Here is a 26,667-nt window from a genome sequence, read left to right as displayed (position 1 = left end):
AAAGCACTCCATTATTTCGCATTATACGAATCACTTAACTTAAAGTATTCTCTAAGTAGCTTTCTAACTTCATCTAGTTTTTTATTTTTAGTAGAATCTTTAAGTTGAATTTTGTCCATTAGCTTATTAATTTCAGCTCTAATTGAGCGAACCTGAGTATTCATTTCTCTAATATCTTCTTGATGATCTAAAGCAAATTTCTTATCTTCGTTTTGGATAATAAAAAGCATATCAGTGTATTCTCTAAAAAGTTCTTGAATAAAAGCGTCAAACATTAAAAGGGCAACAAATTCATATATTTCATCACCAAAAGTCATTCCTATTGCTTCAATATTTAAAATATCCACAACAGGTAAAGGCGCAGAAGAAATAAAACTCATATCCTCATCATCTAAGGCAGTTTGAGCTGAAATTTTAGTAACAATAGTTCTAAAGCTTTCAATTAGTATATCTCTCATACTTTTGTCCATTTTTAAAACGGCTTTTTTTCCAACAGGTTCTTTATATAAACCATTAGCCTCTTCAGAAATAGTATAAGCTGTATAATCTATTTGTTTGCTCTTAATATCTTGATTATTGCTATTCCAAACAAGATCTATAAAACGCTCTGCGCCGATTGTAGGGCGTATAATCAATACTTTAGTTTCTTTATTAGCTTCACCAGTTGGGGAGGTTTCTGTTGTAGTGTAAGATACAATATCACCTAATAATCCTCTTCCTATATCTTCATATTCTTGCTCGCCAAATGCTTTTTTAAAGAAAGCGTCTTTTCCATTTTCTAAAGCTTTCTTGAGTAAAGAACCTTGCGATAGCAACTGTTTAGCAGGTTTTTCTTTGCTTGAAGGATTTGTTCCATTAACCCAATTTACAAAACGATCTACTGTAGCTTGAGTTCCTTCAGAAACATTTTTAAATCCTGTAAGCCAACTATCGCTTTGTCCGCCTTGTAAATCAAGATTTAGCATACCAGCTATATTATTAGTCCAATTATTAGTCATCTGACAAGTATCAAAGTTCATGCTATTAATAGCATTAGCGATTTTTTCAAGTTCGCTCATAATCGTATCACAATCTTTACAAAGCGTAGAAAGCGCTATTTTAAAAGCAAAAGCAGGTGCGGCGGCTGCAATCTTCTTTAATTTCTCAACTAAATGTTCAAAATTTAAGTAAGAAAAGCCACCAAAAACCATATCAATACCACTACAACCAACATTAAAACTAGGAGCTTGTACGCTAAATGGCTGAATAGTTTCACCACCTCCCCATCTTACTCTAGCACTTCCACCGCTAATAAATCCAGACACTTGAGATTTATAATAACCTGCATTCTCACTTGTAATAGTAGTTCCTAAGTTATTTTGCACAAAACTTGACATACTAGAGTGAGCAGATGAGGCTATACACACACTCGCTATAAAAGATAAACTGAGTTTTTTTATATTTTCCATATAGCTACACCTTTAATCAATTCTTTATCAATAAAACCCCAGTATCTACTATCATAGCTTCTAGGGTGTGTTCCTAAAACAAAATATTTATTTTCAGGAATAACTCCGTTAAAAACAAAATTTTCAACCTTATTATTCTTAGAATCAGTAGTTAAAGCAGAACCTAAAAATTTTCCATTGCAATAATAGTTTAAAAAAGAAGTAGTAAGCACATCACCTTCTTCACATCTCACATATTTTGCAAATTTTTCATTTTTCTTATAATATGGAGTATCTTTTGGAAAGACAAAATAAACAATCTTGTCTTTAAAAGATTTCTCTTTAGAAATATCTCTTTTATAAATTACTATATATTCAGAAATGCTTTTGCTTTTTACAATTCCAAAACCATAATCTTTTCCTAGATATTTTATGCAAAAACTTCCGATTAAAAAGAAAATAACACCTAAAATAAAAATTCTAATTGCTCTATTTGATATTTTATTCATGGCTTTCCCTAAGCACCAAAGTTTCAACAGCTTGAGCAAAACTAAGTCCTTCTTTTTGCATAAGCTCTTTAATTTTTGCCTTGTCATTTGCGTCTGTAGTGGTAAGATAATAAAAGTATTTGTCCATAGCTAAGCGATAAGGAAACATAACCTCATCAGGGGTAATTAAAAATAATTCTGAATATTCACCTTTTACAGTTCCAATGGATTTTAAAATTTGCTCATCTATTTTAGAGAAACTAAAAATATTTGATTGAATTAAAAGATTGCTTGAAACATCTGTTTGCTTCATAAAAATTTTATATGCAGAGTTGTTAATAATAACACTACCTGCCCTACTTAAACCGCCTCCATTTTTTACACTATAAATATCATCAAAACCTTGCGTAGCAATAATAGCAGAACCATCATATTTTCTTGCTCTTCTATATAGTTGTTCGATAAAATCGTCCATCTTTGGATTTTTGCCTAAAAACTTATGAGCCTCATCTATAATAATTTGGATTTTTGCCTCTCTATCAGGACTCATATACATTAATTGATTGATATGATAAATTAAAAGCATAACCAAAGGATCTCTTAAATCAGGATCATTATCAACACCTTTAAATTCAATTACTATAAACTCTTTACTTATATTAAACTCATTATCTCCAGCTAAGAATTTCTCATAAATACCGCCTTTACAAAATGGACGCAAATGATAAGCAAAGTCTTTAAATCTAGGATCATCTTTTTCTTGCATGATTTTTTGAATATCACTAATATCAAATTTATTTTTCTTTTTTTTATAAAGCTCTTTTAGAATTTCTTGCAATTCTGATTTTATAAGTTTTTCATGCTTATCTGCTTCGTTTTGATTTTTAGAACTACCAAGCATATAAATAAAAACACTTAAATATTCCAAATCTTCATGTAAATCTTTAAAACTTTTAATCTCGCTAAAAGGGTTAAAGCTAATAGGAGTTTGTGGATCTAAGGATACATATTGTCCTCCTATAGTATTACACAAATTCACAAAAGAATTGTCTTGATCAACTATAAAAACCCTATCCCCTCTTGCAAAGGTATTAAAGGCTACCATGTTTAAAAATACAGATTTACCAGCACCTGAAGTTGCAACTAAAAATCCATTAAAATTTGAGCTAGAAACAAATAAATCAAGCCCACATATTTGTCCTCTTCTTGAAAAAAGTAACAAATTAGCATTAGTGCCAGCATAATCTGCTTCTAAAGGCACAAACTGAGAAGCTTGATCAGCAAACATTGTTCTAAACTTAGCAGTTACATCAAATACATATTCTTTGTTAATACCCATAGGTAAAGAAGCAATTAAATTAAGTTGATGAATACCCATAGCTTCAATTAAATTAAGAGCTTTATTATCACCACCCTTATTCCAATAACTCATAATAGTATGTGCATTTTTAGAAGCTTCTTCATAATTATCACCACCAATAACAACATTCATATCAATAGCATACAAAAGTTCTTTGTTTTGATTAATTCTATCTAGTATCCCAACGCTTTCTTTTCTAGCGGCTGCGAAATTCCTAAATAAAGCTTCACTCCAATTTTGAGTAAGTATAAAAGAGTGTATTTGAGACACCTTATTAGCCTTAGATTTTGGTAATTTACAAATTGAAGTAGTGATTAAAAAGCTATCTTTAAACTGATTAACATCTAAAGCATTTGATAAATAATCCCCTAATTTTTCCCCAAAATCAAAAATAGAAGCTTCTTTTGGAAAAGTTTGTGGAACAAGAGTAACAAAACTTCTTTTATCTAATTCAATATGTGTATCATGTACTAAAATTTCGCTATCAGGTGCAATAATTTGTCTATTGATATATAAACTATCATCGTATTTTGGAATATGGTTAATATCATGATTTCCATTAAAAATCTCATACAAAATAGGTTTTAATAAATAAGGATTTCCCTCTTGTGGATAAAAACCTCCAGTAGAAAGAACATTGCGTAAAAAATCACGAGTATGTAAAATAGTATCTTTAGATTCTGATCTAATAGAAATAATCAAAACAAAATTTTTAATTCTTGTTTGCATTGAGTGAGAAACACCTTGTTTTGTTTTGGAAAAATAAAAACGACTCATACTCTCAACTGCTTTTTTTAAAAGCTCATTGTTTTCTTTATCAGCTCTTTTTAAATGCTCTCTCTTCCAAGTTTCAACTACACGGTAAATATTTTTACTACCAAATAAAGAAAATTGAATAAATAAATCATCAGGAAGTTTATTTAAAATTTCTTCTATAGAATCAGCTGTACTTTTGCCCATTCTAATGCGTGGGGAGCATAAAAATACACAACCGTAGCTATTGTCATTATTATAATAAATTCCCTCATCTTCTTTATACACACAATATGGCAAAAAGTCTGAAAATTTATATCTTTTTAAAGTACTATCCCAAATTTCTTTTTGTAAAGAAGAAATATCTTCTTTAGATTGAGAAATGCCAAATAAATTATCTATAAAACTCATTATATTCCTTGATTACTAACTTCATTAAAATCAAATATTTTTTCACTTTTTTTATCTTTTTTTGGATCAGATAATACAAACTCGCCTTCTTTAATTTTTACCCAACTTTCACTATATCCATGATATATACCATTATCACCTACATAAGGAAAAACAACCATTTGTGCAAATAAAGGTTGTCTGTATAAAGGCATATTATTTGGTAATGGAGTGATATTTTCTTTTAGCGCTTCTTGTTGATTTTTTTGCGCATAAGAAGGTGAATTAACTAAGAGTTCTTTGATGAGTTGGTTTTTGTGTGGTTGTTTTAAAGGTTCTTTGATAAGGGTTTTTAACTCACTTGTATTTAATTCTTGATTAGATTTTTTAACCGCACAAGCATTTAAAAAAAGAATGCCTAAACAACATACACTAATACTTAATATTTTTTTCATTATTTTCCTTCTTACTTGAAATATCCAACAAAAGATGAATCTATAAACATGCCATCTTCTATCTTGTACCAATTTTTACCATCAGCAGTTTGCACTAATCCTTTTATGTATATTTTGTTATTTGTTTGAATACTTTGTATTGTTTTTGAATTTTCATAAGGCTTATTTTTGATTTTTGCATTCTTAATAGTTTTAGCTCTAATAATTTTCTTGCCATCTAAAAAATCAAGTTTTACTTGATCTAAAAATAAATCGCTCTCACTATTATTTTTACTTTTGTCATTGATATTTTGTGTAGGTAATTTTCCTTCCTCAAGTTTGGCAAGTCTTTGCTTGATTTGTTCATTTTCTTTTAAAAGTTTAATTATGGCAGTTTGCAACAATTCATAATCTTCTTTTTCTACTGCGTAAGAATAATTTAAAAATCCAAAACATAACAAGCTAGCAATTATCTTATTTTTCACTTTGCACCTCCACAATGCTTTTATGAATAAAACTACCATTGCTTAAAGCTATCCAACCATCTTGCTCATATAATGCAAAAAAACCATCACCTTCTTTAGCTATGCTCAACACTTTAGCTTTGCAAGAAGGTTTTTCTCTTATATTCGCACTATAAACACACACTTTAATTTCTTTATTAAGTATTGTTTTTTCAGATTTTGAAGAAGAAAAGCATTCGCTTGTTTTATCTTCACTCAAAGTCTGATTACTGCCTTGATTAGCTTTGCTTGCGTCTTGATTATTAGAAATATCTTTTTTGACTTTGCTAATTGCTTTAGCAGATGATATTGTTTTATCAGTTGATTGTGCTGAATGTGAAATACTGCTTGATGATTTTGATTGTGTCGTTTTATCTTTTGATGAATCATTATCTACCATAACAACTGTATATCTAAAGATAGTTGGAGTATTGTTTTGAATATTTCTAATTTCAACCGCTTCTATAATATCTTTCATGTTTTTAAATTCATCATCATAAAAGCTATCTTTATTATCATCTTGTTTTTTTATCTGCTTGTTTTCTTGTTTTTCTGCTATAGGATTTCCATCTTCATCTTTGATAGTTCTTTTTCTTAGTTCTTCTTTATCATGACTAAGCTCATAAACATTACTCACAGAATCGCAAGTTCCATTATTTTTACCTTTTTCACAAGAAAAATCATTTTTATAAGGCAACATTGCACAAGCATTAAATAAAAAAGCGCAAGCTAAGGTTGAAAAAACTATCTTATTTTTCATTCTTATCCTTTGCTAGATAATCTTGAAATTTTTTAATATTTGCACCATCAATAGATTCAACGATTTTGTTTTCTTTCTTATCAATTACAAACAATTTAGGAGTTCCTTGAATATTTAATTTTTCGCCCAACTTCATCATGTTTTCTAAAGTATTTTTTGCTTCAGTAGAAACACTAACATCTAAATCTTTTTTATTTTCTCTAAGCTCTTTCATAGCTGTTTTTATATCTTTGGAGGATAATATTTGCTCACTCCATTTTTTTGCATTAGGGTGAAAACTAAGAGGATAAAAATTAACATACAAATCAACATTTTCTTTTTCAAAAAATTCTTCAGTTCTTAAGCAAAACGGACACTCAGGATCAGTAAAGATAACAAACTCATATCTATTACTTCCTTTGCCATGTTTTACTTTTTTTGCATATTGTGTAAGCTCTTGAATTTTGGTATTTTTTAATAGTTTGTTATCTAGCTGACTTTTCCACTCTTGCATATCATTTGCAGTTAAACTCACACCCGTTGTTGTATAAAGCTCGCCGATAAAAATAACTCTTTTAAAAGGATTTAAATAAAAAATATTTCCATTTGAAAGATAAGCTTTATAAAAACCATCAACTTGACTTCTCTCAACTTTTTCAATCTTAGTGGAAGGAAGCATTCCTTTAACTAAACTTTCTTCTTGTTGCTCAATTAATGTTTGAGCATTTAAAAATACACCTAAACTTGCTAATACTAATAATGTTTTTTTCATTTTGTTCCTTTATTATCTTCTTTGTATTGTTGTTCAATTGTTTTTAAATCAGTAGTTGCAGTAGTAATTACATCAATTTCTCTACCAGCTGAAATTTCTATTACAGGCGTAACTTGATCAGCCATTTTTAAATAAAAATCAGCTAATTTTTCAGCAGATTTTGATAGCCCTTGAAAAGCACCTGCTTGAATACTTTCACTTGGACTCATAGTATTATTTGTTGTAACAGTGCCGCCCCAACCTTGTGTTACGATTTCATTTTGTTTTGCAAAGCTTTCACCAACACCTTCTAAAAAGCCAGCTACTAAAGTTCTTGCAAGTAATGCACCCTGCTTAGTAACAACTTCACCTTTTAAGCCAAGTTTGCCATCTTCTCCAGTAGCAACACCTTTCATAAGCATGTCTATATGCTCACCTTTATCTGTAATACAAGAAATATTATTTATTCTTATATAAGCTCTTTCACTTGTTAAATCACCATATCCTTCACCCATTAAAAAACATTCATTAATGTTATATGACCAACGATTAGGCAAAATAGATAAATCACTTACCTTCATCAAAACAGGAAGTGGTGAAGTTTTAGCTTGAGCCATAGTTGGAGCGTCCATACCACTTAATAAAATTGCCTTGATAATAGTTCCAGTAGGTAGAATATGCTTTATAAGTTCTTTTTTTGGCTCTTCTTTTGGGCTAGGTTGAGCTACATTTGTATAATTTAGAGTTCCTTGCATAGGAGTATATCTTATTTGTTCAACCTGCTCTATTTGTGGAATAATACCCAAATGACTTAAGCCGTAAGTATTGTTTTGTTCAAAATTTGGCTGAGGAAAATTATTATAAAGATTATCAGTTTGTTCTTTTTTTTCTTCTTGCTGATTTTTTACACTTTCAATGTAAGCTTTCATCTGTTCAGCATTTTTATAATTATTATCAGCTTGATCTCTTTTTAAATCATTTATTTGCTTTCTTAATTCTTGCAATTGTTGTTCTAATTTTTGGTTTCTATTGTCTAAATTATCTACTCTTTTTTTAGCTAAAGATAAATCATCAACAGCCTCGCCAACCCATCTTGTTTTAGCAGTTGTATCATTTTCAACAAGATCAAAACTACCAATATTTCTTTGTTCTTTTTTACTATCATCAGTTAAAAATAAAAAAGCGAGAAAGATAGTTAATAAAACAATACCTACGATTAATTTATTATTTTTTTGAACCTTTTCTATATTATTTTTATCTTTATTGTCGTTTCCAAAATACTTCAAAAAAGACTTTATCATTTATTAGCCTTTGTGATAATCACCATATAAGCTTTTGCATAAGGTAATAAATGATTCACTTCATTATCATAATAAATGCTAATAGACTTTGGAGATGATTTTGCAAATCTTATATAATCTTTTGGGTTTAATTGCATAGCCTTGCTTGTTTTATTTTTTATTTCAAAATAATTTGCATTAAATACTACGCCTTGATATTCATTTAATTCTAAAATATCATAAACACCATTGCTTTCAACCTTAGTATTAATTTTAGATATTTTATAACCATTAGGTACGCCACCTTTAAAAATTGACTCGGTTATTTTTGCTAAGGTAGCCACATAAGAATCATCTGTTTCATACTTTAAAATTTTTTCTTTACTTGAGCTAAAATCATTAATGATAATAGTTTCAGCTTCTATATTTTTTGGGTTTAATCCTATAGAATATGTTTTTGTTTCTGTAATAAAAAACACTTCAGATGATTGCGCTTTATCATAAACAATCTCAGGTTCTCCCACTGTTTCATACTTATCTCTACCAGTAATTCTTACTTTTTCTTTTTGTATAGGCAAGAATTTAATAAAAGCCTGATTATCAACAATTTGGATATCCACGCCTTTTTCTTTTGAATAAGCAACATCTAAAATTTTTGAAGGCAATACAATACGATTTACACTTTTATTAGATACATTAACATTTATAATACCATTACTTGGATTATCAATAACGGTAATAGCAAAAGATTGCACTACTAAAAAAGCAAACATTAGTACTTTTTTAAACATACTCTACTCCTATTTTACTTCTTTTTTAAAATTTAAACTATTAATCCAAAACCTACCTTGATTAATCTCATAACCTATAATCAAAGTATTATTATTTGAATTAACAACCTTATCAGAGATAATGTCTTTAATAACCCCATGTACTTCAACAACACCTTTTTTATTTGCGTCAATAGCAGTAATAAAAAATGTTCTACTTATGGAATTATCAACGATATATCCAGTTTGTTCTAAAAGCTTTATTTTTACATCTTGATAAAATTTTGGATCAACTAAAGTTAAAATGTTTTCTATATTATTATGCGCATTTTCTCTTGTAATATTTAAAAGATTAAAAGCAATGAATTGAGATATTTCTTCTATATAGGTTTTAGATACTTCATTTCCTGCTACCCAAAACTCTTTAGCAATAGCCTTAGGAGGCATAAAAACTACTCTTTGTGAATCTGTTTTATTAGCTATAATCCAAACCAAAAATAAAATAACTAAAGACAAAATCACACTAATAATTCTAAAAGTTGTGTTTTCTAAAATATAACGATCTAGTTTATTTTTATATTTATCAAACAACATTTAAGCTCCTGCAAAATATCTCATATAAGAAGGCATTAAACTTTTAGGTTGTTTGATACCTGTCATATAAAGAATATGAAAGAAATAACCTTTTGTTTTTGCCTTTTTGATCTTTTCAAAGGCAATTGCATTTAAAACACCAAATAAAAAAAAGACACTAAAAACCAAAAAACCTTTTTCAAAAATAATTCCCAAAGCAAACCAAACAGAAAAGACCATCAATACATCTACTTCCCAATCGCCAAACATAGGTTTAGTATCTATATATTTATTAATTTGGACATAGCCACTTTCGCTTTTACCCACAAATACTCCTTTGATAAAAGAGAGGTATAATCCTCTCTGAAATTAGAATAGACCTGAGCCTAATGCCTCGATTATATTTTTTCCATTCATTGCCAAAACAGCAAAACCTAGCATGAGAAAAAATTGTAATATTGAACCAGCATAAGCTCTCCAAACACCAACACAAAACAAGCCAGCAGCGATTAGTTTTGATACATAGCCATCTTCAAACCAAGAACCTACAGTATCCCAAGTGCTTTTTAAACCCAATGAGTCAGTAGTTCCAGCAAGAGCATAAGTACTAAGTCCAAATAGCACTAAACACAGTAAAAATATTTTTTTGCCCATTTTCAACCTTTTTTATGGATTAGTGATTCTCAGCCCATATATAGGTTAAATGGATATTTATTACTAATTAAGAAAATAATAGTAATTGCATAATTATACAACATTTAAAGCTTAATATAATATTAATTTTTTTAGACAATATTTGATTAAATATTGTATTTATAGTTCTTTATGCAAAATTAACTATATTTGATTTTTATAACATTTTGTTATATAATTGAATACAAATATAGAAAAAAAGGATTTATTTGGAAGCTATCTTGTTTGATAAAAGCGAACTAATTAACATTAAAAAAAATAGTACTTGTACAACAATGGAAATTAGACTTCCGATTTTTGCTCCCATCAACAAAGCAACAGGTAAATCTAAAATTTTTATTGAATTTCAAAAAAATAGAAGAACAAGACAAATTACCACTCAATGGGGCGAAGTGTTTATTAAAGGAAGTCTTTTGACACAAGTGCATAAAGATATATTAGATTTAATCGTTAGTTCTGCCAAAAAAATCATTGAAACAAAAGATGAAAGATTATTGATTGAATTTAGTATTTCAGAAGTATTAAAAAAATACAAAGACACTGGAAAAAACCATAAATGGTTTAAAAATATTTTAGAAGACATAATAACAACAGTGGTTAAAATCAAAGATCATAATAATGTAGAATATTATTTTCATATTATAGGCTCTATGAAATATGATGAAGGTAACAATTTTGTAGGAATTATACTAAGTAAAGAGTATTTGCAATTTTATAAAAAAACACTATCTATTAATTATAATAAAGAAGTAGAAAATATAGTTCATATAGAAAACTCTTTTATCAAATCTATTATTAGATTTTTTATCTCGCATAATAAAATAAATATTGAATTTGATAATTTACTAACCGCACTAGGCATAGATTGTAATAAAACAGAAAGAAATTATAGAAAACTCAGAAAAGAGTTAGAAACCCATATAGATTGCTTAAATCAATTTAATATCAAGTACGACAAATTTAAAGAAACTTTAAAATATAATGGAAATGACAATGTCAAATTCATTTTTAACTAAATTAACACCAGAGCAACAAGAAGTTGTCAAGTGTGATTTTGAAGATATTTTACTTGTAAATGCTTATGCTGGCACGGGAAAAACATCTACTTTAGTGCAATTTTGCAAAGCAAGATCAGAATATAATATTTTATATCTTTCATACAACTCTTCCATGAGAAAAGAGGCAGAAGAAAAATTTAAAGAATTAAAGAATGTAAGTGTAAAAACTATGCACTCATTAGCATATGAAACACTAGAAATGTCAGATTATAAAACAAGACTTGGAAATTTAAGAGCTTTAGATATAACACATCTTTTTAGTGATTTAAATGCAGATTATAAAAATATGTATGCTAATACTGCATTAAAACTCATTAGAAAATTTTGCAATTCAAGTTTTGATATGGAAGGTTTTATTAAAGATTTTTATAGCAATCCAAAAGATTATTCTCTCAACGATAATATGAGAAAATACATGAAAACTTTTATAAAAGAATTATGGAATAAAATAAAAACTAATGCAGAATTTGTTTATGAACATGATTTTTATTTAAAAGAGTATCAACTCTCAAAACCAAAACTTGATTATGATTTTATATTAGTTGATGAAGCACAAGATATAAACCCATGTGTTATAGATATAGTTTTAAATCAACAACACGCCAAAAAAGTTTTCATCGGAGATACCTATCAAAGTATATATAAATTCAGGGGTGCTGAAAATTCTTTAAGCTTTTTATCTAAAAAAGAAAACTCAAAAACATTATATTTGACTCAAAGTTTTAGGTGTCCTCAGGCTATATCTAATATAGCCAATAATTATTTGAAACTACTTAATGCTCCAAGAGATTTTAAAGGGACTTTGAAAACACAACAAATAAATACAAATCAAAAAACAATAATAGCTAGAACAAATGCTATTTTATTTGATTTTGCGATAGAAAATATAGATAAAAAAATGTATTTTGTGGGAGGTATAGATAGTTATAGTTTTGATGAATTATTAGATATTCAAAACATTGTTTTTAAAAAATTTGATTTCATAAAAAATAAATTTTATTTAAATTTCCAAGATTTAAAAGAATTAAGTTCTTATGCAACAGAGGCTGAAGAAATAGATCTAAAGCAAAAAATAAATATTTTATTTAAATATATACAAAGCGACATTATAAGTTTAATCAAAAAAATTAAAAGTCAAAGCGTTAAAAAAGAATCTCAAGCAGATTTAATCTTAACAACTGGACATAAAAGCAAAGGTTTAGAATGGGATAATGTAGAAATTTTAGATGATTTTATAAATATCAGAGAAAAACTTTTAGAAAGTGAAAATTTTGAACTACAAAGAGAAGAAATTCATCTTTTTTATGTAGCACTAACAAGAACAAAAGGGAAATTAAGCATGAATGAAGATTTTATCATAAAAGACAATGAAGTAAAAGTAATTCAAGAAAGGTTAGAAATAAAATGAACACAATTAAATTTTTAAATAGCAATGGTGATTTTGAAGAAAAGAATGTTTATAACATTAAAGAAGTATCTGAAATACTAGGAATTAGCACAACAACTGTAAAAAAAATAATACAAAAAGGAGAAATAAAAGTGGTACAGTTTCCAACCAAAAAGCTTAAGTATATAGAGCAAGAAGAATTAATTAGATTTCAAAATAAAATAAGAGGTGAGTAAAATGGATAAAAACTATTTAGAAACAAAAGAATTTTTGTTTGAGAAGTATAAAAAAATGACTTTAAGCAAAAAAGAATTTGCTGAAGTATTAGGCGTTTCTTCAGGAACTATTGACAATCTAAGAAGAAAAGGTAAAATACAATCTATGGAAGTATCTCGCTATGTATTATTTTCCATTGAAGAAATAGCTAAAGTTGTATCAGGGGTTAAATCTTTAAAATGAGATTTAACCTACTTTAGCAGATCATCTGATAATAAATATTCTATTTTTGAAATTATTTCTTGAATATATTTAAACACTTGCTCTTTATTAGTCAGGCAGTATTTTTCTTTGTTAGGATTTAAATCTACAATATTCTTTCCTTGAAATTCACACTCTAAAAATTTTAATATATCACCTATTTAGCAAAACAATATCACTTTTTTACACATTTTTACAATAAAATACAAAGTATGTGCAAAAGTATGTGCAAATGAAAAAATATTTCATTAAAGTATGGATATTTAAGGGCTTGATTAGTGAATTACACGCCTGCTAAATCCACCATTATTTTTTCTTTAACCTCACTTTATTTATTCTAAATTATAAAGAAAACACCATTTTATTAGAATCTTTTAAATTACATCATTGTTTTGGTATTTTTTTGTATATTTTGTATTAAAATAATTTTAAATTTCTAACATGTTTAATTAAAGTATCAAAAATACTCAAATGTTGATTTAAATCATTTAAAGTAAGATTAATATAGATTTTTATTTATTTTATAGTTAATTCAAATTCTTTGAAAAAATTTTATAGGAAATTGGTTGCGAAGGGGAGATTTGAACTCCCGACCTTCGGGTTATGAGCCCGACGAGCTAACCACTGCTCTACTTCGCGGCATCATATGAAGTGGATGGGGTAAAGGGATTCGAACCCCTGAATGACAGGACCAAAACCTGTTGCCTTACCGCTTGGCTATACCCCAATAAACGAAGTAACATATTTTTGTAAATTAGAAATGGTATTATATATTATTTTTTACACAATGTCAAGAAAAATGCTATAATATTTTTAAAAAATATTATTATTAAGGACTAATTTTATGGGATATATAAGTATAGAACAAGCTATAAAAGAACTTCAAGATGGCAAAATGTTGGTAATGGTAGATGCAGAAGATAGAGAAAACGAAGGGGATTTGATCTTCCCTGCGCAATTTAGCACTCAAGAAAAAATCAATTTCACCATCACTCACGCAAGAGGTGTAGTGTGTGTAGCATTAAGTGAGAGTTTAGCTAAAAAATTTGAACTGCCTTTAATGGCACCCAAAAACACATCAAATCACGAAACAGCTTTTACTGTCACTGTCGATGCAAAAAATGCCACAACTGGAGTAAGCGCTTATGAAAGAAATATGACTGTGCAAATTTTTGCTGATGGTAATGCAAAAGCAAGCGATTTTGTTCGCCCTGGCCACATCAACCCTTTAATAGCAAAAAAAGGTGGGGTTTTAGAACGAACAGGTCACACAGAAGGCACAGTGGATTTGTGTCGCTTAGCAGGGTTAAAAGAAGCATGTGTAATATGTGAAATTATTAAAGACAACGGAGATATGGCGAGAAGAAGCGATTTGCTTGAGTTTTGTAAAAAACATGATATTAGTATGATTACCATTTCAGATTTAATCGAGTATCGCTTAAAAAATGAAAGTTTGATCTCTTTAATCAAAGAAGAAGAAAGTATCCTAGCGGGTTTTAAAGCAAAAAAAATGACTTTTAAAGATCACAACGAAAATGAGCATATAGCTTTTAGCTTTGGAGCTTTAAACGAATGTGAAAATGTTAAATTTTATCTTAGTGGGAGTGATTTTGAGCTTTTAACTTCTAATAAACTAAACGAGCTACTAAAACAGATTGAATTTTTAAGCCAAAAAGGTGGTGTGATTATTTTCATGAAAAATGAAAAACAAGAAAACACACAATTTAAAAACTACGGCATAGGAGCGCAAATTTTAAGATATTTGAAAATTTCAAAAATCAAACTTCTAAGTCAAAACACTGATAAAGAATTTATAGGCTTAAAAGGCTTTGGGCTTGATATTACAAGTAGTGATTTCAAAGCTTAAATTCTAAAAATTTAAACTTATCACCAAAGTTAAACATCAAATTTTTACTTTGGTTGATAAAATTTTTATAAATTTTTGGCTGTGTATTTTTAGCTTGCTCGATAATTTCCTCTAAATCAAAATCAATAAAAGCTTGATTTTGGTTTTTGTATTCTACTATATCAAAACCCTCTTCTTTTAAAACTTGCATAAGATGGCTAAAATTTACATTATAAGTAATATCACTTTTAGCAAAAAAATCTTTTAAATTCTCTTCAAAAAGATTATATACTTGATGGTTTTTATACATTCTAATGCTAATTTTTTCTTCTTTTTTTGCATAGTCAAAACATGCAAAAGTTAGTTTTTCACAGGCTTGTTTTAGTTGATATAAAAAAGGTTTATAAGCAACGCAAAATTCACTATGAGTGATAGCATATGTTTTACACTCTTTTAAAAACTCATCATTCATAGGTTTAAAAATAATATTAAATTCATCATCAACATATGCCATTGTTTTGTCTTTTATGAGTTCACATGCAAAACAATCAAACAATTCATTGGCATAAAAAAAAGCATTTTTAAAATGGCATTCACTTAAAGAATTGCAAATTTTTACATCTAAATCATATGCATTAAAAAGTTTTCTTTGAGCAGTCCTTAACTTTTCATGTGGCTCGATAATATAGCATTCAATTTGCTCTAAAACATCTGGACTAAGCGTATAGAGTGCTTGTATAAAATCAAGCATTAAATGCCCTTCATTTGCTCCTATTTCTACAACTTCAACCGGTAAAGTTAGTTTTTTGTCATTGATAAGTTTTAAAAAATGATTAGCCAGTAATACACCAAAAAGATTTCCCACACTAACTGCAGTATAAAAATCTCCATTTTTGCCAACACTCACAGCTTGGGAGTAATATTTATCAATCCAATTTTGAAAAAACTCACTAAATGTTATCATTATAAGGCATTAAATTTAGCTATAAAATCAAGTGGATCAACTTGCACACCATTGACTAAAATTCCAAAATGCAAATGCGGCCCAGTAACTCTACCACTAGCTCCACTTAAACCTATAAGCTCACCTTTTTTAACCTTTTGCCCTACTTTTACATTAAGCTTTAAAAGATGATAATACTGTGAATAAATTCCATACCCATGATCAATCACTACTGAATTACCTGCATAATAACGGTTTGAAGCAATTCTTATAATACCATCATTACTAGCATAAATTTTGGTCCCATTTGCCGCTCTAAAATCAGTCCCACTGTGATAGCTTTTGAGCGTATCGTTAAACAACCTTGCTTTTCCAAAATCACTAGTAATTTTACTTTCTAAAGGGTATGTAAAATTGCCTTCAAATAAAGCCATATTAGTATAAGTATTATAAACCTTAATAGCTTCTTCATACTCTTTACTAATGCGTTTAAGCGTTTCTTTAGGCGGATTTACCTTAGAAGCGCTAACCTTTAAAAATTCTTTTTGATAGTCTCCTTCGCTAAATTTTATCGTAATTTTTTCTTGAGAATAATCTTTAAATTGAACCAACAATTCCCTATCTTTAGGATTTTTATAAGGCATAGCTACACTAACAATGATTTTATTTTTATATTCAAAAAAAGGTAGTTTTTTAGAATCTGAGCTAATTTGCAAAAAGTTATTTTTATCCAATTCTAAAAAAACCACTTGCCCTTTAACAAGCTGAATTTCTCTAGCATCTAAACTAAAAATCAAAAAACACAAAAAGAAAAGAATTTTTCTCATAAGCTAAGCTCTTTAATATCAGCTATTTTTAAAAACTCACGATAAATTGCACATACTAAAGCTTGACGATTATTTTTGATATTTTCATCTTTGTCATTAATCATCACTTTATCAAAAAACGCATCGATCTGCGGTTTTAACGCAAAAAGATTTTCTAAAAGCTCTTGGGTATTATTTTCTTTTGTTTTACACTGCATAAAAGCTTGGTATAAATCTTTTTCCTCTTGAGTGTTAAACAAATTTTCATTAATTTGAACTTCGCTTAATATTGCAATATTTGCCAAACGCTTAAAAGTTGCAAAATTTTGATTAAAATCTGTCTTACTTGCACTTTGAATTAAAGTTTTTATACAAGAATCAATATATATCACATCATAAGTCTTAGAACAAAGTACAGCTTTAATAAAAGAAGCATTCACTTCATAAAAAGTATACAAGCGCTCCAAAATAAAATCTAGCAGTATTTTAAGATCAAAACTTTTATACTCACTAGATATAGCCTCTAAAAACATTTTAAGGTCAAAACTTTTATTTAATGCTAGAAGAATTTTTAAAACACCATTTGCTGCTCTTCTTAAAGCATAAGGATCTTTTGTACCACTTGGAATTTTTCCTATAGAAAAAAGTCCCATAAGTGTATCAAGTTTACAAGCTAAAGCTACAATAGAACTAAACTCATTACTTGGCATTGCTGAATTATCACCATTTGGAAGATATTGCTCTTTAATCGCCAAAGCAAGCTCATCGCTCATACCCATAGCCTTAGCATAGTAAGACCCCATAATGCCCTGAAGATCGGTAAACTCATACACCATTTGGGTGCTAAGATCGGCTTTGGAATATTCCAAAGCTTTTAAAATTTCATCTTTTTGAGTATTAGCAAAAACTTCACAAAGTTTAGTAGCGATTTTTTGTTCCCTAGTGATTTTATCTTTTAAAGTACCAAGCCCTTCAAGATAAACCATTTGACTTATTTTATCGTTATTTAAACCTTGTGCTAAATCATTTTTCCAAAAAAACATCGCATCGCTTAATCTTGCTCTTAAAACTCTTTCGTTTCCATTGATGATTTTAGAATAATCCTCACATACTGCATTAGAAACCACCACAAAATGATTGCTTAAAGCATTATCTTTAAATACTGCAAAATAACGCTGGTTTTCTCTCATAGAAGTGATAATCACTTCACTTGGGATTTCTAAATATTCTTTTTCAAAATGTCCTAATAATGCTTTTGGGTATTCTGTGATAGCTACAACTTCAGCCAAAAGCTCATCATCTTCTGCAATTGTAATACCATTTTCACTTTCAAGCGCCTTTAGCTGATCCAAAATAATCGCTTTTCTAGTTGCTTGATCTAAGATAATATAATTTTGTTCTAAAGTTTTAAAATACTCATCAGCATTTCCAAAAGCTATCAAATCATAGCTAACACTTCTGTGTACAAAAGTACTTTTTGCACTTTTAACACCATAGCTTTCAAATTCAACCAATTCATCATTTAACATACAACAAAGCGAACGAATAGCTCTAATAAATTCAAAGCAACCATCACCCCATCTCATAGTTTTGCCAAAACTCAAACTTTTCAAAAAAGTCTCGATCATTTGCGGTAAAACCACTTTGCTTTGTAGACCTTGTACTTGTTTTTGGCAATATAATACCTCTTTGCCTTTGATTTCTTTAAACTCAAGCTCTTCTTCTTTTAAGCCGCTTTTTTCTAAAAAGCTAAATCCTGCCTGAGTAAGCTTTCCATCTTTATAAGCTATTGCTTTGGGTGCGCCAATAAATTCCACAAAAGAATCATCTTGTTTTTCTTTAAAATTTTCATGCATAAAAACCAATCTTCTAGGAGTATAGAAAAATTTAAATTCAGATTCTAAATGATACTCTTGTAAAATCTTTTCCCATTTTTTACTAATATTTGGAAGTTCTTTTAATAAAGGAATAGCAGGAAGTTCTTCTGTGCCTATTTCTATTAACAATTTCATTTTACACTCTTTTTTAAAAATTTTTAGTGTATTTTACCTATTTTTTTTAAAATCTTTCTTTGTTTTTTGTTTTTCTTCTCTTTGTTTAGCTTTTTCTTGCATTTGGCGGTTAAAGCCAAACACAAGAAAAACCATAAAAGCTATAAACAAAGTTACAATAATATAATCTAGCATCAGTCCCAGCACTCTGCATTTTTAATACCAAGCTTTGAAGCACTAAATACAGGATCTCTACCTTGTCTTTTTTGTTCGCTAAAGTCTTTTAATACTTTTTTCACTATACCACCAAGTAATAAAATAGAAATGATATTAATCGTAGCCATAAACGCCATAGTAGTATCAGCCAAATCCCATGCAAATTTTAAATCCATGTTAGCACCGATAAAAATCATAAGCACTGCACTTGCTTTAAAAAGATTAATAATAATAGGATTTTGAGTAAGGTATTTAATATTTGCTTGTGCATAGTAGTAATTTCCAATCAAAGAAGTAATAGCAAATAAAACAATACTTACAGTAGTAAAATGCACTCCTAAATTTCCATAGTACTCTCTCATAGATTCTTGCACTAAAGGTAATGCTATTAAAATAGGCTTACCATCTACACCGATGTTATTTGCATAAGCAAGTGAAAATAATACTAAGAATCCCGAGCTTGTACAAATAATCACATCAATTAATACAGAAAACGCTTGAATAACCCCTTGTTTTGCAGGGTGAGTTGTCAAAGCCGAAGCTGCAGCATTTGGAGCTGAACCCATACCTGCTTCATTTGAAAACAAGCCTCTTTTTATACCTATAACCAAAGCAGAACCAGCAAATCCACCAAAAATAGCTTCAAAGTCAAAAGCACTTTTAAAAATCATAGAAAATACTTCAGGAATTTTATCAAAATTCATAAACATTGCTATGATTGATAAACCTACATAAATCATTGCCATAATAGGAACAATGACTGAACTTACTTTGCCTATTTTAGTGTGATCACCAAAAAACATATAAGCCGCAAAAACAGCCAAAATAGATCCAATTATTATAGGCCACCAACTTTGTGCAAAACTCACTTCGCTAGCATCAACCATACCTTTATAATAAAACTCAAATGCTGAAGTCATGGTCTGACTTTGAAGACCATTAAACCCGTAAGCATAAGTGATGATTAAAATCACCGCAAAAACAGCTCCAAGCCATTTTAAATTTAAAGCCTTGCTAATATAATAAGCAGGACCACCTTTAAAACTTTTGCCATCACGACTTTTATAAACTTGCGCTAGAGTGCTTTCTGCAAAAGCCGATGCACCACCAAAAAATGCCATAACCCACATCCAAAATAAAGCACCAGGTCCACCTAAAACAACTGCCACTGCAATACCTGCAATATTTCCTATACCAACTCTTGAAGCTGTTGAAATCATCAAAGCTTGAAAAGGAGTAATATGGTGTTTTTCATGCTTTTCTTGCTTTTCTGTCAAAATATCAAACACATAAGGAAGCATTCGAAATTGCACAAAACCAGTCAAATAACTATAATAAAACCCTACAACAATAAGCAAAATAACCAAAATGGAATAATACTGATTATTTACAAATCCAACAAATTGGGATATTAAATCCATATCTTATCTCCTTTTTTAATTTGTTGGCGTAAATTTATCATAAAAAAATGAATTTGCTATAAAAAAATATAATTTTAGGTTAAATTTATTTTATTTTTTAAAGCTATGTGAAAATTTAACTCACAATACAAGCAAATTAGTCATATAAAAAACTTTTAAGTAAAAAGAAAACTTTATTTTTATACACTTATTGTTTTAAATTTTATATAAAGGTGTAAAGATTGAAACACAATACAATGAAAATCTTTGTATTTTTTACTATTATTATTTTTTGGGCCTACTTTTCTTTTCCGGTTGAAATTTTACAAGTAAAAAACCCAAATGGCTTAGCTACAGGAGAATATGCTTATACTATAGAAGCTAAAGCTTATGTTTATAGTTATTTCACAACACTTGGTTTAACAGTGGGTGGAATTTTAATAGGAATAGTACTTGGTTTTTTTATCGCTTTTTTAAGATGTTTAGAAATTCAAAGCTTAAATTTTATCATAGATGAATACATCGACATTATACGTGGAACACCAATTCTTTTACAACTTTTAATTTTTTCTGTAGTTATTTTTGCAACTTGGAGTGATAATTTTTATGTGGCTATTATCGCACTTGGTCTTAACAGTTCTGCTTATGTAGCTGAAATCGTAAGAAGTGGAATTCAAAGTGTGGATAAAGGGCAAATGGAAGCAGCAAGAGCAATGGGGCTTAATTATTCTGCATCTATGAGACTAATCATCTTCCCACAGGCAATTAAAAACATTTTACCTTCTTTAATGAATGAATTTATTTCTTTATTTAAAGAAACTTCAATAGTAGGTTATATTAGTGTTATGGATATTACCATGCAAAGTAAAAGCTTGCAAGCAATCTATTATAACCCTAAACCTATTATTTTTACAGGACTTGTATATTATGTAAGTGTTAAAATTTTAACACTCATTGCAAGAATTATAGAAGAAAGATTAAACAAACATGATTAAAATAGAAAATTTGATTAAAAAATATGGAGATTTAGAAGTTTTAAAAGATATTAGTGTTGAAGTACATAAAGGTGATATCATTGCTATTATAGGGCCTAGTGGAGGTGGAAAAAGCACTTTTTTACGCTGTTTAAACAAACTTGAAACACCAAATAGTGGTAATATTTATATCAATGATGTTAATATACTTGATAAAAAAACAGATATCAATAAAATTCGTCAAAAAGTAAGCATGGTATTTCAAAATTTTAATCTTTTTAACAATAAAAATGTTTTAGAAAATTTATGTTTAGCGCCGGTACAAACTAAAATCATGACCAAAGATGAAGCGGCAAAAAAAGCAAAAGAGCTTCTTCAAAAAGTTGGCCTAAGTGATAAAGAAAACTACTATCCACATAAACTTTCAGGCGGACAAAAACAGCGTATTGCCATAGCAAGATCATTAATGATGAATCCTGATGTAATTTTATTCGATGAGCCAACTTCAGCATTAGATCCTGAAATGATAGGTGAAGTTTTAAACATCATGAAAGAGGTAGCTAAAGAAGGTTTAACTATGCTTGTAGTTACGCATGAAATGGGATTTGCAAGAAATGTCGCAAACCGAATTTTCTTTATGGATAAAGGCGTTATAGCAGTAGATGAATGTCCTAAAATAGCTTTTGAAAACCCAAAAAATGAAAGATTAAAAGAATTTTTAAATCAGGTGTTAAACCATTAATTCTTTTCAAACAAGGCAAAATTTTGCCTCAAAGCCTCATAGCTTACTATACCCACACTTGTTGCTAAATTTAAACTTCTACCACATTCTTTCATTGGTATAGTAATGGTATTTTCCCATTTTCTCTGTATAAGATCCATAGGCAAACCAAAACTTTCACTACCAAAAAATAAAAAATCACCTTTTTGATAATTCACTTCGAAATAAGTCTGATTGGTTTTGGTTGTCGCGAAGAAAAATCTATCTTGAAATTTTCCATATTCATTTAAAAAATCTTCCAAACTATCCCACAATAAAGGATTTAATTTCTTCCAGTAATCAAGCCCCGCTCTTTTAACTGCTTTTTCATCGATACTAAAAAGTGGATTAATAATATGCAAAATAAACCCTGCGTTATAACACATTCTACCAATACTTCCAGTGTTTTGTGGTATACGTGGCTCAACTAAAACAACATGAAACATTACCTTCCTTTGGTGTCCCCAGCAAGACTTGAACTTGCGACCTCAGAATTAGGAATTCTGCGCTCTATCCAGCTGAGCTATGAGGACAAAATACTTTTATTATTTTAAGTTAAAATTTATTTTATAGAGCTTAAATTTTTAGCTCTATAAAAAAACATTTTGGATTTTCATCAAATCCCAATACTCCATTATGTGCATCAATGATTTGTTTGGACAAAGAAAGCCCCAAGCCATTTCCTTTTAATTTAGTAGTCTTAAAAGCCTCAAATACCATTTTTTTATCTTTTATACCTACTCCGCTATCATAAACTTTAATAAAAATTTTATCTTCTTTTTGCTCACATTGGACTTTGATACACCCCTCATCATTTTCACTTTCTTCGATTGCATCTATGGCATTATAAAGTAAATTTTGTAAAACTAAAGCAAGTAAAGATTTATCTGCATTGATTTTTAAATCTAAAAATTCAAATTTAAAATCGATATTAGCTAGATAATTATAAGCTCCAATAGCTTGCTCACACTCATTTTGTAACTCCTGTAAATTAAACTCATTTAAATTAACATGTACCCCTTTTGTAAAAAGTAAAGTAGAATTTACAATACGCTCTACTCTTGAAATTGCTTTTTGGATTTCTAAAACTATATGCTTGTTTTTTAACTCACTTCTTTCAAACAAAGTAGAGCTTAATAAAGAAATAGAACCTATAGGATTGCGTATTTCATGCGCTAGGTGCGCTGCAACCGTTCCCATACTAGCCAATCTTTCGTTTCTTTTTTCATCACTAATATCTGTTGCATTCACTATAAGTTTATCGGTATGTGAGGTAATCTTGATTAAATAAAACTTATGATCAAACTCAAGCTCATAATGTGTTTTATCAAGGTCAATACATTCTAAAAGTTTTGGCTTTTGTGTAGCTAGGTTGTTATGTAAAATAATATTTTTATTTGCATCTAAAATCCATAAAGCCATAGGCAAAACCTCTATAATTTCACTTACCATTTGTCTTAACGCAGTGTAGTTTTCATTAAGTTGTTTATATTCATTTTCTATAACATAGGTTTGCTCTATTAAGGCTTTTAACCCTTGTTGTAAGTTTTCTTTTTCACTAGAATCTAAACTTTTTAAAATATTTTCATCCACACTTAATCCTTAATTAAAAATTGAAAATCTTCTAAAGTATATAAAAGCAAATTATACTCCTTATTTAAAACAAACTCTTTACTAAAGCCACTCTTTGAAAAAAGCACATATAAATTAGGTTGAATTTGCAACTGTTTTGCTTTGTTTTTTAGAATATTTAAAATATTTTTGCAAACCTTTCTTTCTTTAAATTTAACCTCACCTAAAACACAAAAATTCTCTTTTTTATAATAAAGATCTATCTCACAATAATAATTCCAAAAACTATACACCTGCTCTACTTTAAGCTTTTTTGTTAAAAATTCTTTACACAAAAGTTCAAAAGTGAAACATTGATATTTTTCTAAATTTTCTTGGATTATTTCTATTAATTCATTGTATTTTTTCATTGCAATTAAGTTTAAGTTGGGGTATATAAAATAAAAGAAAAATCTTAACCCTTGGTTTTTAAAAACAACCTTATCTTGAATGCTGTAAGAGTACAATTCTTTTTTGATTTTTTGTCTTTTATTTTTTACAATAGGCTTTTCTTGGCTTTTTTCCAAAATCAAAATATTTTTTTCTAAAAGTTTATTAATAAGCCCTAAAGCTTGAAAATGCGGAATGGATTTATTGATAGAATACCGTTTTCTATCATTTTTACTCAACACACTTAAAGCTTTTAAGCTATTTTCATCTAAATTTAATTGACTTAAAATATCAAAAGCATGATTAATAAAAACATTTGAAATATTCTCATACAAGCTTAATTTCAAATCAAAATCAAATTCATCAAAAACACTATAAAAATCAAAAATCTTTTCAAGCTCAAAACCTTTACAAAGTTTTGAAAAATCACTAAAATTTATAGCTAGTTCCTTAATTTTAAATTTTTTGTATGATATAATTTTAACAAATTTTTAGAGGATTTTTTTTTGAATATTGAAACATTAAAACAAGATATTATTTTAAAAAAAGGAATACATTATTTTGACTTTACTGCCAGTGCTTTGGCACTAAAGAGCATAGAAAAAGAAATCAAAAAAATACTTACAACCTACGCCAATACACATTCTGATAGCTCTTTAAATTCTTTTATCACACAACAATACTACGAAAACGCAAGGGCGAATTTAAAAAAATACCTTGAATTAGATGATAGTTTTGCACTTATAGCTTGCGGAAGCGGATCTTCAGCAGCTATTAAAAAATTTCAAGAAATTTTAGGTTTATATATACCCCCGCTCATTAAAGAAAAATACTTTAAAAATACAGATAAAAACACCTTGCCTTTGGTTATAGTAGGACCTTATGAACACCATTCTAATGAGCTTTCTTTTAGAGAGGCATTATGCGAATACATTAGAGTGCCTTTAGATAAAAATGGCGAATTAGATTATGATTTTTTAAAAAAATTACTACATAAATCCAAAGATAGAGAAATTATCGCGAGTTTTAATGCAGCTTCTAATGTTACAGGAATTTTAAGTGATTATAAAAAAATCTATACTTTAATCAAACAACATAATGGCATAGTTGCTTTTGATATTTCTACCTTAGCTCCTTATGCTAATTTAGATCCCAAATTTTATGATGCAGTCTTTATTAGTTCTCATAAACTACTTGGAGGTGTAGGGTCATGTGGTTTACTTGCTATTAAAAAAAATCTATGTGGCGATACTCCTAGTTTTGCAGCAGGTGGAACAGTGGACTATGTCTCGAGAACTTCTCAACAATATTTATGTGAAGTTGAAAATTTAGAAGAAGGTGGCACACCTGGAATTATCCAGCTAATTAGAGCAAGCTTGGCTTTTAAAATACGTAATGAAATAGGCTTAGATACTATAGAAAAAAAAGAAAAAGAACTTTGTGAATATTTTTTCAAACAATGTGCAAATTTTCCAAAAATGATCTTATATGCAAAAAATATCACTCATAGATTACCTATTTTTGCTTTTAATATAGAAGGAATTTCTCCTTTTGATTTAGCCTACAAGCTAAGCAAAACTTATAAGATAGAAACAAGAGCAGGTTGTGCTTGTGCAGGGCCTTATGGGCATGATTTACTCAATTTAAAAGACAATCAAGAATTAAAATTTAAACCAGGTTGGCTAAGAGTGGGTTTTCACTATACGCATACAAAAGAAGATATAGAATATTTTTTTAAAGCCTTGAATACAAGTATCAAGGCTTTAAGTTAATTATTGCAAATCGTATTTTTCTACGATTTTTTGGTAAGTACCGTCAGCTTTTACTTTTTCTAAACCAGCATTGATTTTTTGAACAAGTTCGCTTTGTTTTCCTTTATCAAAAGCTATACAAAACCCTGAGCTTCCATCATTTTCTTCTAAAAATGCTTCTAGCTCTTCATTAGTTTTTAAATAACCTTTACCAATATCTTTATCTGTTAAAACCGCATCTACTTTGCCAGCTTTTAACGCTAAAATTGCTGCTAACATTTCCTCACTAGCTACCACTTGAGCATTTGGAATAGCTTTAGCAGCACTTTCTTGAATAGTTCCAAGTTGCACACCTATTTTTTTACCTTCCAAACTTTGTTTATCACTAATACTAGAATCTGTTTTTAACTTTAAATATAAATTTTTAGTATCAAAATAAGTATCACTAAAATCCATACTTGCTAATCTTTGAGGAGTTGAACTCATAGCAGAAGCTATCATATCAATCTTTCCAGCTTTCAAAGCAGGAATTAAACCATCAAAACTCATATTTACCCATTCAAGCTTTAAATTTTCTCTTTTAGCAATTTCTTCTAACAAATCAACATCAAAGCCGGTAATTTTTGCATCTTTAATAAAATCAAAAGGAGGATAATTTGCAGCTATACCTACTTTATAAACTTTTTCACCAGAAACACTAGCTTGATTTTTATCGCTTGAACAAGCACCTAAAGCTAATACACTAAATAACGCTAAAACAACATATAATATTTTTTTCATTTTTTTCCTTTGTTAAAATTAAAATAAAATTGATAAATGATTATAATGTGTTTAAACGCCTGTATTTCTTCATATCCACCTCCTTTATAATAAATGTGAGCATAATTATAGCAGAA

Annotated in this window: 29 protein-coding genes and 3 tRNA genes; 8 read left to right on the top strand and 24 right to left on the bottom strand. The window is 28.8% G+C overall.

Annotated elements, in window-relative coordinates:
* Window positions 1-11 precede the first annotated feature (11 nt).
* From CSUB8523_RS03245 to CSUB8523_RS03190, 12 genes are read right to left on the bottom strand one after another with little or no spacing between them, the layout of a single operon-like run.
* Window positions 12-1,448, bottom strand: a complete 1,437-nt coding sequence (locus CSUB8523_RS03245) for a conjugative transfer pilus assembly protein TraH (protein ID WP_043019593.1) — start codon at window positions 1,446-1,448, stop codon at window positions 12-14.
* The gene (locus tag CSUB8523_RS03240) at window positions 1,436-1,936 is read right to left on the bottom strand and encodes a S26 family signal peptidase (protein WP_052243655.1); all 501 of its coding nucleotides are present in this window, start codon (window positions 1,934-1,936) and stop codon (window positions 1,436-1,438) included. Before CSUB8523_RS03240 ends, CSUB8523_RS03245 begins: the two co-directional genes overlap by 13 nt.
* A complete protein-coding gene (locus tag CSUB8523_RS03235; RefSeq protein ID WP_043019591.1) occupies window positions 1,929-4,439 on the bottom strand; it encodes a conjugative transfer system ATP-binding protein TraC in 2,511 nt (836 codons plus the stop codon). The genes CSUB8523_RS03240 and CSUB8523_RS03235 overlap by 8 nt, the downstream gene beginning before the upstream one ends.
* Window positions 4,439-4,873: a conjugative transfer system lipoprotein TraV gene (locus tag CSUB8523_RS03230; protein WP_043019590.1), complete on the bottom strand. Its 435-nt coding sequence runs from the start codon at window positions 4,871-4,873 to the stop codon at window positions 4,439-4,441. The genes CSUB8523_RS03235 and CSUB8523_RS03230 overlap by 1 nt, the downstream gene beginning before the upstream one ends.
* 11 nt (window positions 4,874-4,884) lie before the next feature.
* A complete protein-coding gene (locus CSUB8523_RS03225; protein ID WP_043019589.1) occupies window positions 4,885-5,337 on the bottom strand; it encodes a hypothetical protein in 453 nt (150 codons plus the stop codon).
* Entirely contained in the window at window positions 5,327-6,115 is a 789-nt protein-coding gene (locus tag CSUB8523_RS03220; protein WP_043019588.1) for a TraV family lipoprotein, read from the bottom strand. The genes CSUB8523_RS03225 and CSUB8523_RS03220 overlap by 11 nt, the downstream gene beginning before the upstream one ends.
* Window positions 6,105-6,866 (bottom strand): DsbC family protein, encoded by a 762-nt coding sequence (locus tag CSUB8523_RS03215; RefSeq protein ID WP_043019587.1) that lies wholly within the window; start codon window positions 6,864-6,866, stop codon window positions 6,105-6,107. The genes CSUB8523_RS03220 and CSUB8523_RS03215 overlap by 11 nt, the downstream gene beginning before the upstream one ends.
* Window positions 6,863-8,146, bottom strand: a complete 1,284-nt coding sequence (locus CSUB8523_RS03210) for a conjugative transfer system protein TraB (RefSeq protein WP_043019586.1) — start codon at window positions 8,144-8,146, stop codon at window positions 6,863-6,865. The genes CSUB8523_RS03215 and CSUB8523_RS03210 overlap by 4 nt, the downstream gene beginning before the upstream one ends.
* Window positions 8,143-8,916 (bottom strand): conjugative transfer system protein TraK, encoded by a 774-nt coding sequence (locus CSUB8523_RS03205; protein ID WP_043019585.1) that lies wholly within the window; start codon window positions 8,914-8,916, stop codon window positions 8,143-8,145. Before CSUB8523_RS03205 ends, CSUB8523_RS03210 begins: the two co-directional genes overlap by 4 nt.
* A 9-nt stretch (window positions 8,917-8,925) precedes the next feature.
* Window positions 8,926-9,489, bottom strand: a complete 564-nt coding sequence (locus CSUB8523_RS03200) for a conjugative transfer system protein TraE (protein ID WP_043019584.1) — start codon at window positions 9,487-9,489, stop codon at window positions 8,926-8,928.
* Complete coding sequence (gene traL, locus CSUB8523_RS03195; RefSeq protein ID WP_043019583.1) at window positions 9,490-9,795, bottom strand: type IV conjugative transfer system protein TraL; 306 nt, start codon at window positions 9,793-9,795, stop codon at window positions 9,490-9,492.
* Between the two features lie 42 nt (window positions 9,796-9,837).
* Window positions 9,838-10,122, bottom strand: coding sequence for a hypothetical protein (locus CSUB8523_RS03190; RefSeq protein ID WP_043019582.1), 285 nt, complete (start codon window positions 10,120-10,122; stop codon window positions 9,838-9,840).
* A 248-nt stretch (window positions 10,123-10,370) separates the two neighbouring features.
* On the opposite strand from CSUB8523_RS03190, the gene CSUB8523_RS03185 reads away from it, so the two are divergent.
* From CSUB8523_RS03185 to CSUB8523_RS03170, 4 genes are read left to right on the top strand one after another with little or no spacing between them, the layout of a single operon-like run.
* A complete protein-coding gene (locus CSUB8523_RS03185) occupies window positions 10,371-11,177 on the top strand; it encodes a hypothetical protein (RefSeq protein ID WP_152822351.1) in 807 nt (268 codons plus the stop codon).
* On the top strand, window positions 11,155-12,627 hold the full coding sequence (locus CSUB8523_RS03180; protein ID WP_235362569.1) for a UvrD-helicase domain-containing protein: 1,473 nt from the start codon (window positions 11,155-11,157) through the stop codon (window positions 12,625-12,627). The genes CSUB8523_RS03185 and CSUB8523_RS03180 overlap by 23 nt, the downstream gene beginning before the upstream one ends.
* The gene (locus CSUB8523_RS03175; protein WP_043019580.1) at window positions 12,624-12,842 is read left to right on the top strand and encodes a helix-turn-helix domain-containing protein; all 219 of its coding nucleotides are present in this window, start codon (window positions 12,624-12,626) and stop codon (window positions 12,840-12,842) included. Before CSUB8523_RS03180 ends, CSUB8523_RS03175 begins: the two co-directional genes overlap by 4 nt.
* Window position 12,843: 1 nt before the next feature.
* Window positions 12,844-13,065: a helix-turn-helix domain-containing protein gene (locus tag CSUB8523_RS03170; RefSeq protein WP_043019579.1), complete on the top strand. Its 222-nt coding sequence runs from the start codon at window positions 12,844-12,846 to the stop codon at window positions 13,063-13,065.
* A gap of 581 nt (window positions 13,066-13,646) precedes the next feature.
* Here the strand turns inward: CSUB8523_RS03170 and CSUB8523_RS03165 are convergent.
* A tRNA-Met gene (locus CSUB8523_RS03165) sits at window positions 13,647-13,722 on the bottom strand.
* A 13-nt stretch (window positions 13,723-13,735) separates the two neighbouring features.
* A tRNA-Gln gene (locus CSUB8523_RS03160) sits at window positions 13,736-13,810 on the bottom strand.
* Between the two features lie 117 nt (window positions 13,811-13,927).
* On the opposite strand from CSUB8523_RS03160, the gene CSUB8523_RS03155 reads away from it, so the two are divergent.
* The gene (locus tag CSUB8523_RS03155; RefSeq protein ID WP_043019578.1) at window positions 13,928-14,950 is read left to right on the top strand and encodes a bifunctional 3,4-dihydroxy-2-butanone 4-phosphate synthase/GTP cyclohydrolase II; all 1,023 of its coding nucleotides are present in this window, start codon (window positions 13,928-13,930) and stop codon (window positions 14,948-14,950) included.
* Here the strand turns inward: CSUB8523_RS03155 and CSUB8523_RS03150 are convergent.
* The 5 genes from CSUB8523_RS03150 to CSUB8523_RS03135 are packed head-to-tail and all read right to left on the bottom strand — an operon-like array spanning window position 14,940 to window position 20,306.
* Window positions 14,940-15,890, bottom strand: a complete 951-nt coding sequence (locus tag CSUB8523_RS03150; RefSeq protein ID WP_039664782.1) for an SAM-dependent methyltransferase — start codon at window positions 15,888-15,890, stop codon at window positions 14,940-14,942. The genes CSUB8523_RS03155 and CSUB8523_RS03150 overlap by 11 nt on opposite strands.
* A 2-nt stretch (window positions 15,891-15,892) precedes the next feature.
* Entirely contained in the window at window positions 15,893-16,699 is an 807-nt protein-coding gene (pgp3, locus tag CSUB8523_RS03145) for a peptidoglycan metallopeptidase Pgp3 (RefSeq protein ID WP_043019577.1), read from the bottom strand.
* Entirely contained in the window at window positions 16,696-18,690 is a 1,995-nt protein-coding gene (gene glyS, locus CSUB8523_RS03140) for a glycine--tRNA ligase subunit beta (RefSeq protein ID WP_043019576.1), read from the bottom strand. Before glyS ends, pgp3 begins: the two co-directional genes overlap by 4 nt.
* Window positions 18,691-18,723: 33 nt before the next feature.
* Window positions 18,724-18,864: a hypothetical protein gene (locus CSUB8523_RS10135; RefSeq protein WP_167333019.1), complete on the bottom strand. Its 141-nt coding sequence runs from the start codon at window positions 18,862-18,864 to the stop codon at window positions 18,724-18,726.
* Window positions 18,864-20,306: an alanine/glycine:cation symporter family protein gene (locus CSUB8523_RS03135; protein WP_043019575.1), complete on the bottom strand. Its 1,443-nt coding sequence runs from the start codon at window positions 20,304-20,306 to the stop codon at window positions 18,864-18,866. Before CSUB8523_RS03135 ends, CSUB8523_RS10135 begins: the two co-directional genes overlap by 1 nt.
* Window positions 20,307-20,527: 221 nt before the next feature.
* On the opposite strand from CSUB8523_RS03135, the gene CSUB8523_RS03130 reads away from it, so the two are divergent.
* Entirely contained in the window at window positions 20,528-21,280 is a 753-nt protein-coding gene (locus tag CSUB8523_RS03130; RefSeq protein WP_392389805.1) for an amino acid ABC transporter permease, read from the top strand.
* A complete protein-coding gene (locus CSUB8523_RS03125) occupies window positions 21,273-22,001 on the top strand; it encodes an amino acid ABC transporter ATP-binding protein (RefSeq protein WP_043019574.1) in 729 nt (242 codons plus the stop codon). Before CSUB8523_RS03130 ends, CSUB8523_RS03125 begins: the two co-directional genes overlap by 8 nt.
* Here CSUB8523_RS03125 and CSUB8523_RS03120 read toward each other — a convergent pair.
* The 4 genes from CSUB8523_RS03120 to CSUB8523_RS03105 form a co-directional block, all read right to left on the bottom strand.
* Window positions 21,998-22,465 (bottom strand): tRNA (cytidine(34)-2'-O)-methyltransferase, encoded by a 468-nt coding sequence (locus tag CSUB8523_RS03120; RefSeq protein WP_043019573.1) that lies wholly within the window; start codon window positions 22,463-22,465, stop codon window positions 21,998-22,000. The genes CSUB8523_RS03125 and CSUB8523_RS03120 overlap by 4 nt on opposite strands.
* A gap of 10 nt (window positions 22,466-22,475) precedes the next feature.
* Window positions 22,476-22,552 (bottom strand) — tRNA-Arg (locus CSUB8523_RS03115).
* A gap of 43 nt (window positions 22,553-22,595) precedes the next feature.
* Window positions 22,596-23,612, bottom strand: a complete 1,017-nt coding sequence (locus CSUB8523_RS03110; RefSeq protein ID WP_043019572.1) for a fla regulon two-component system sensor histidine kinase FlgS — start codon at window positions 23,610-23,612, stop codon at window positions 22,596-22,598.
* A gap of 2 nt (window positions 23,613-23,614) precedes the next feature.
* Complete coding sequence (locus tag CSUB8523_RS03105; protein WP_152822348.1) at window positions 23,615-24,367, bottom strand: DUF234 domain-containing protein; 753 nt, start codon at window positions 24,365-24,367, stop codon at window positions 23,615-23,617.
* A gap of 159 nt (window positions 24,368-24,526) precedes the next feature.
* Here CSUB8523_RS03105 and CSUB8523_RS03100 point away from each other — a divergent pair, with 159 nt between their 5' ends.
* Window positions 24,527-25,792 carry a cysteine sulfinate desulfinase gene (locus CSUB8523_RS03100; RefSeq protein ID WP_043019571.1) on the top strand — a complete coding sequence of 422 codons (1,266 nt, stop codon included), beginning with the start codon at window positions 24,527-24,529 and terminating at the stop codon, window positions 25,790-25,792.
* On the opposite strand, the gene CSUB8523_RS03095 is transcribed toward CSUB8523_RS03100, so the two are convergent.
* Window positions 25,793-26,551, bottom strand: a complete 759-nt coding sequence (locus tag CSUB8523_RS03095) for an amino acid ABC transporter, permease/substrate-binding lipoprotein (protein ID WP_043019570.1) — start codon at window positions 26,549-26,551, stop codon at window positions 25,793-25,795. It abuts the gene before it with no gap.
* Window positions 26,552-26,667 lie beyond the last annotated feature (116 nt).

This window comes from Campylobacter subantarcticus LMG 24377 (genome assembly GCF_000816305.1).
In the GTDB taxonomy this organism is placed as follows: Bacteria; Campylobacterota; Campylobacteria; order Campylobacterales; family Campylobacteraceae; genus Campylobacter_D; species Campylobacter_D subantarcticus.
This window is presented reverse-complemented; position numbering and strand designations above follow the sequence as displayed.

What these genes read in the sequence shown, in the direction of transcription:
- CSUB8523_RS03220 (WP_043019588.1), bottom strand. Translation starts at nt 6,115, where the DNA reads ATGAAAAATAAGATAGTTTTTTCAACCTTAGCTTGCGCTTTTTTATTT.
- CSUB8523_RS03135 (WP_043019575.1), bottom strand. Translation starts at nt 20,306, where the DNA reads ATGGATTTAATATCCCAATTTGTTGGATTTGTAAATAATCAGTATTAT.
- CSUB8523_RS03210 (WP_043019586.1), bottom strand. Translation starts at nt 8,146, where the DNA reads ATGATAAAGTCTTTTTTGAAGTATTTTGGAAACGACAATAAAGATAAA.
- CSUB8523_RS10135 (WP_167333019.1), bottom strand. Translation starts at nt 18,864, where the DNA reads ATGCTAGATTATATTATTGTAACTTTGTTTATAGCTTTTATGGTTTTT.
- CSUB8523_RS03175 (WP_043019580.1), top strand. Translation starts at nt 12,624, where the DNA reads ATGAACACAATTAAATTTTTAAATAGCAATGGTGATTTTGAAGAAAAG.
- CSUB8523_RS03205 (WP_043019585.1), bottom strand. Translation starts at nt 8,916, where the DNA reads ATGTTTAAAAAAGTACTAATGTTTGCTTTTTTAGTAGTGCAATCTTTT.
- CSUB8523_RS03200 (WP_043019584.1), bottom strand. Translation starts at nt 9,489, where the DNA reads ATGTTGTTTGATAAATATAAAAATAAACTAGATCGTTATATTTTAGAA.
- CSUB8523_RS03155 (WP_043019578.1), top strand. Translation starts at nt 13,928, where the DNA reads ATGGGATATATAAGTATAGAACAAGCTATAAAAGAACTTCAAGATGGC.
- CSUB8523_RS03180 (WP_235362569.1), top strand. Translation starts at nt 11,155, where the DNA reads ATGTCAAATTCATTTTTAACTAAATTAACACCAGAGCAACAAGAAGTT.
- CSUB8523_RS03245 (WP_043019593.1), bottom strand. Translation starts at nt 1,448, where the DNA reads ATGGAAAATATAAAAAAACTCAGTTTATCTTTTATAGCGAGTGTGTGT.
- pgp3 (WP_043019577.1), bottom strand. Translation starts at nt 16,699, where the DNA reads ATGAGAAAAATTCTTTTCTTTTTGTGTTTTTTGATTTTTAGTTTAGAT.
- glyS (WP_043019576.1), bottom strand. Translation starts at nt 18,690, where the DNA reads ATGAAATTGTTAATAGAAATAGGCACAGAAGAACTTCCTGCTATTCCT.
- CSUB8523_RS03235 (WP_043019591.1), bottom strand. Translation starts at nt 4,439, where the DNA reads ATGAGTTTTATAGATAATTTATTTGGCATTTCTCAATCTAAAGAAGAT.
- CSUB8523_RS03095 (WP_043019570.1), bottom strand. Translation starts at nt 26,551, where the DNA reads ATGAAAAAAATATTATATGTTGTTTTAGCGTTATTTAGTGTATTAGCT.
- CSUB8523_RS03125 (WP_043019574.1), top strand. Translation starts at nt 21,273, where the DNA reads ATGATTAAAATAGAAAATTTGATTAAAAAATATGGAGATTTAGAAGTT.
- CSUB8523_RS03120 (WP_043019573.1), bottom strand. Translation starts at nt 22,465, where the DNA reads ATGTTTCATGTTGTTTTAGTTGAGCCACGTATACCACAAAACACTGGA.
- CSUB8523_RS03190 (WP_043019582.1), bottom strand. Translation starts at nt 10,122, where the DNA reads ATGGGCAAAAAAATATTTTTACTGTGTTTAGTGCTATTTGGACTTAGT.
- CSUB8523_RS03230 (WP_043019590.1), bottom strand. Translation starts at nt 4,873, where the DNA reads ATGAAAAAAATATTAAGTATTAGTGTATGTTGTTTAGGCATTCTTTTT.
- CSUB8523_RS03170 (WP_043019579.1), top strand. Translation starts at nt 12,844, where the DNA reads ATGGATAAAAACTATTTAGAAACAAAAGAATTTTTGTTTGAGAAGTAT.
- CSUB8523_RS03240 (WP_052243655.1), bottom strand. Translation starts at nt 1,936, where the DNA reads ATGAATAAAATATCAAATAGAGCAATTAGAATTTTTATTTTAGGTGTT.
- CSUB8523_RS03215 (WP_043019587.1), bottom strand. Translation starts at nt 6,866, where the DNA reads ATGAAAAAAACATTATTAGTATTAGCAAGTTTAGGTGTATTTTTAAAT.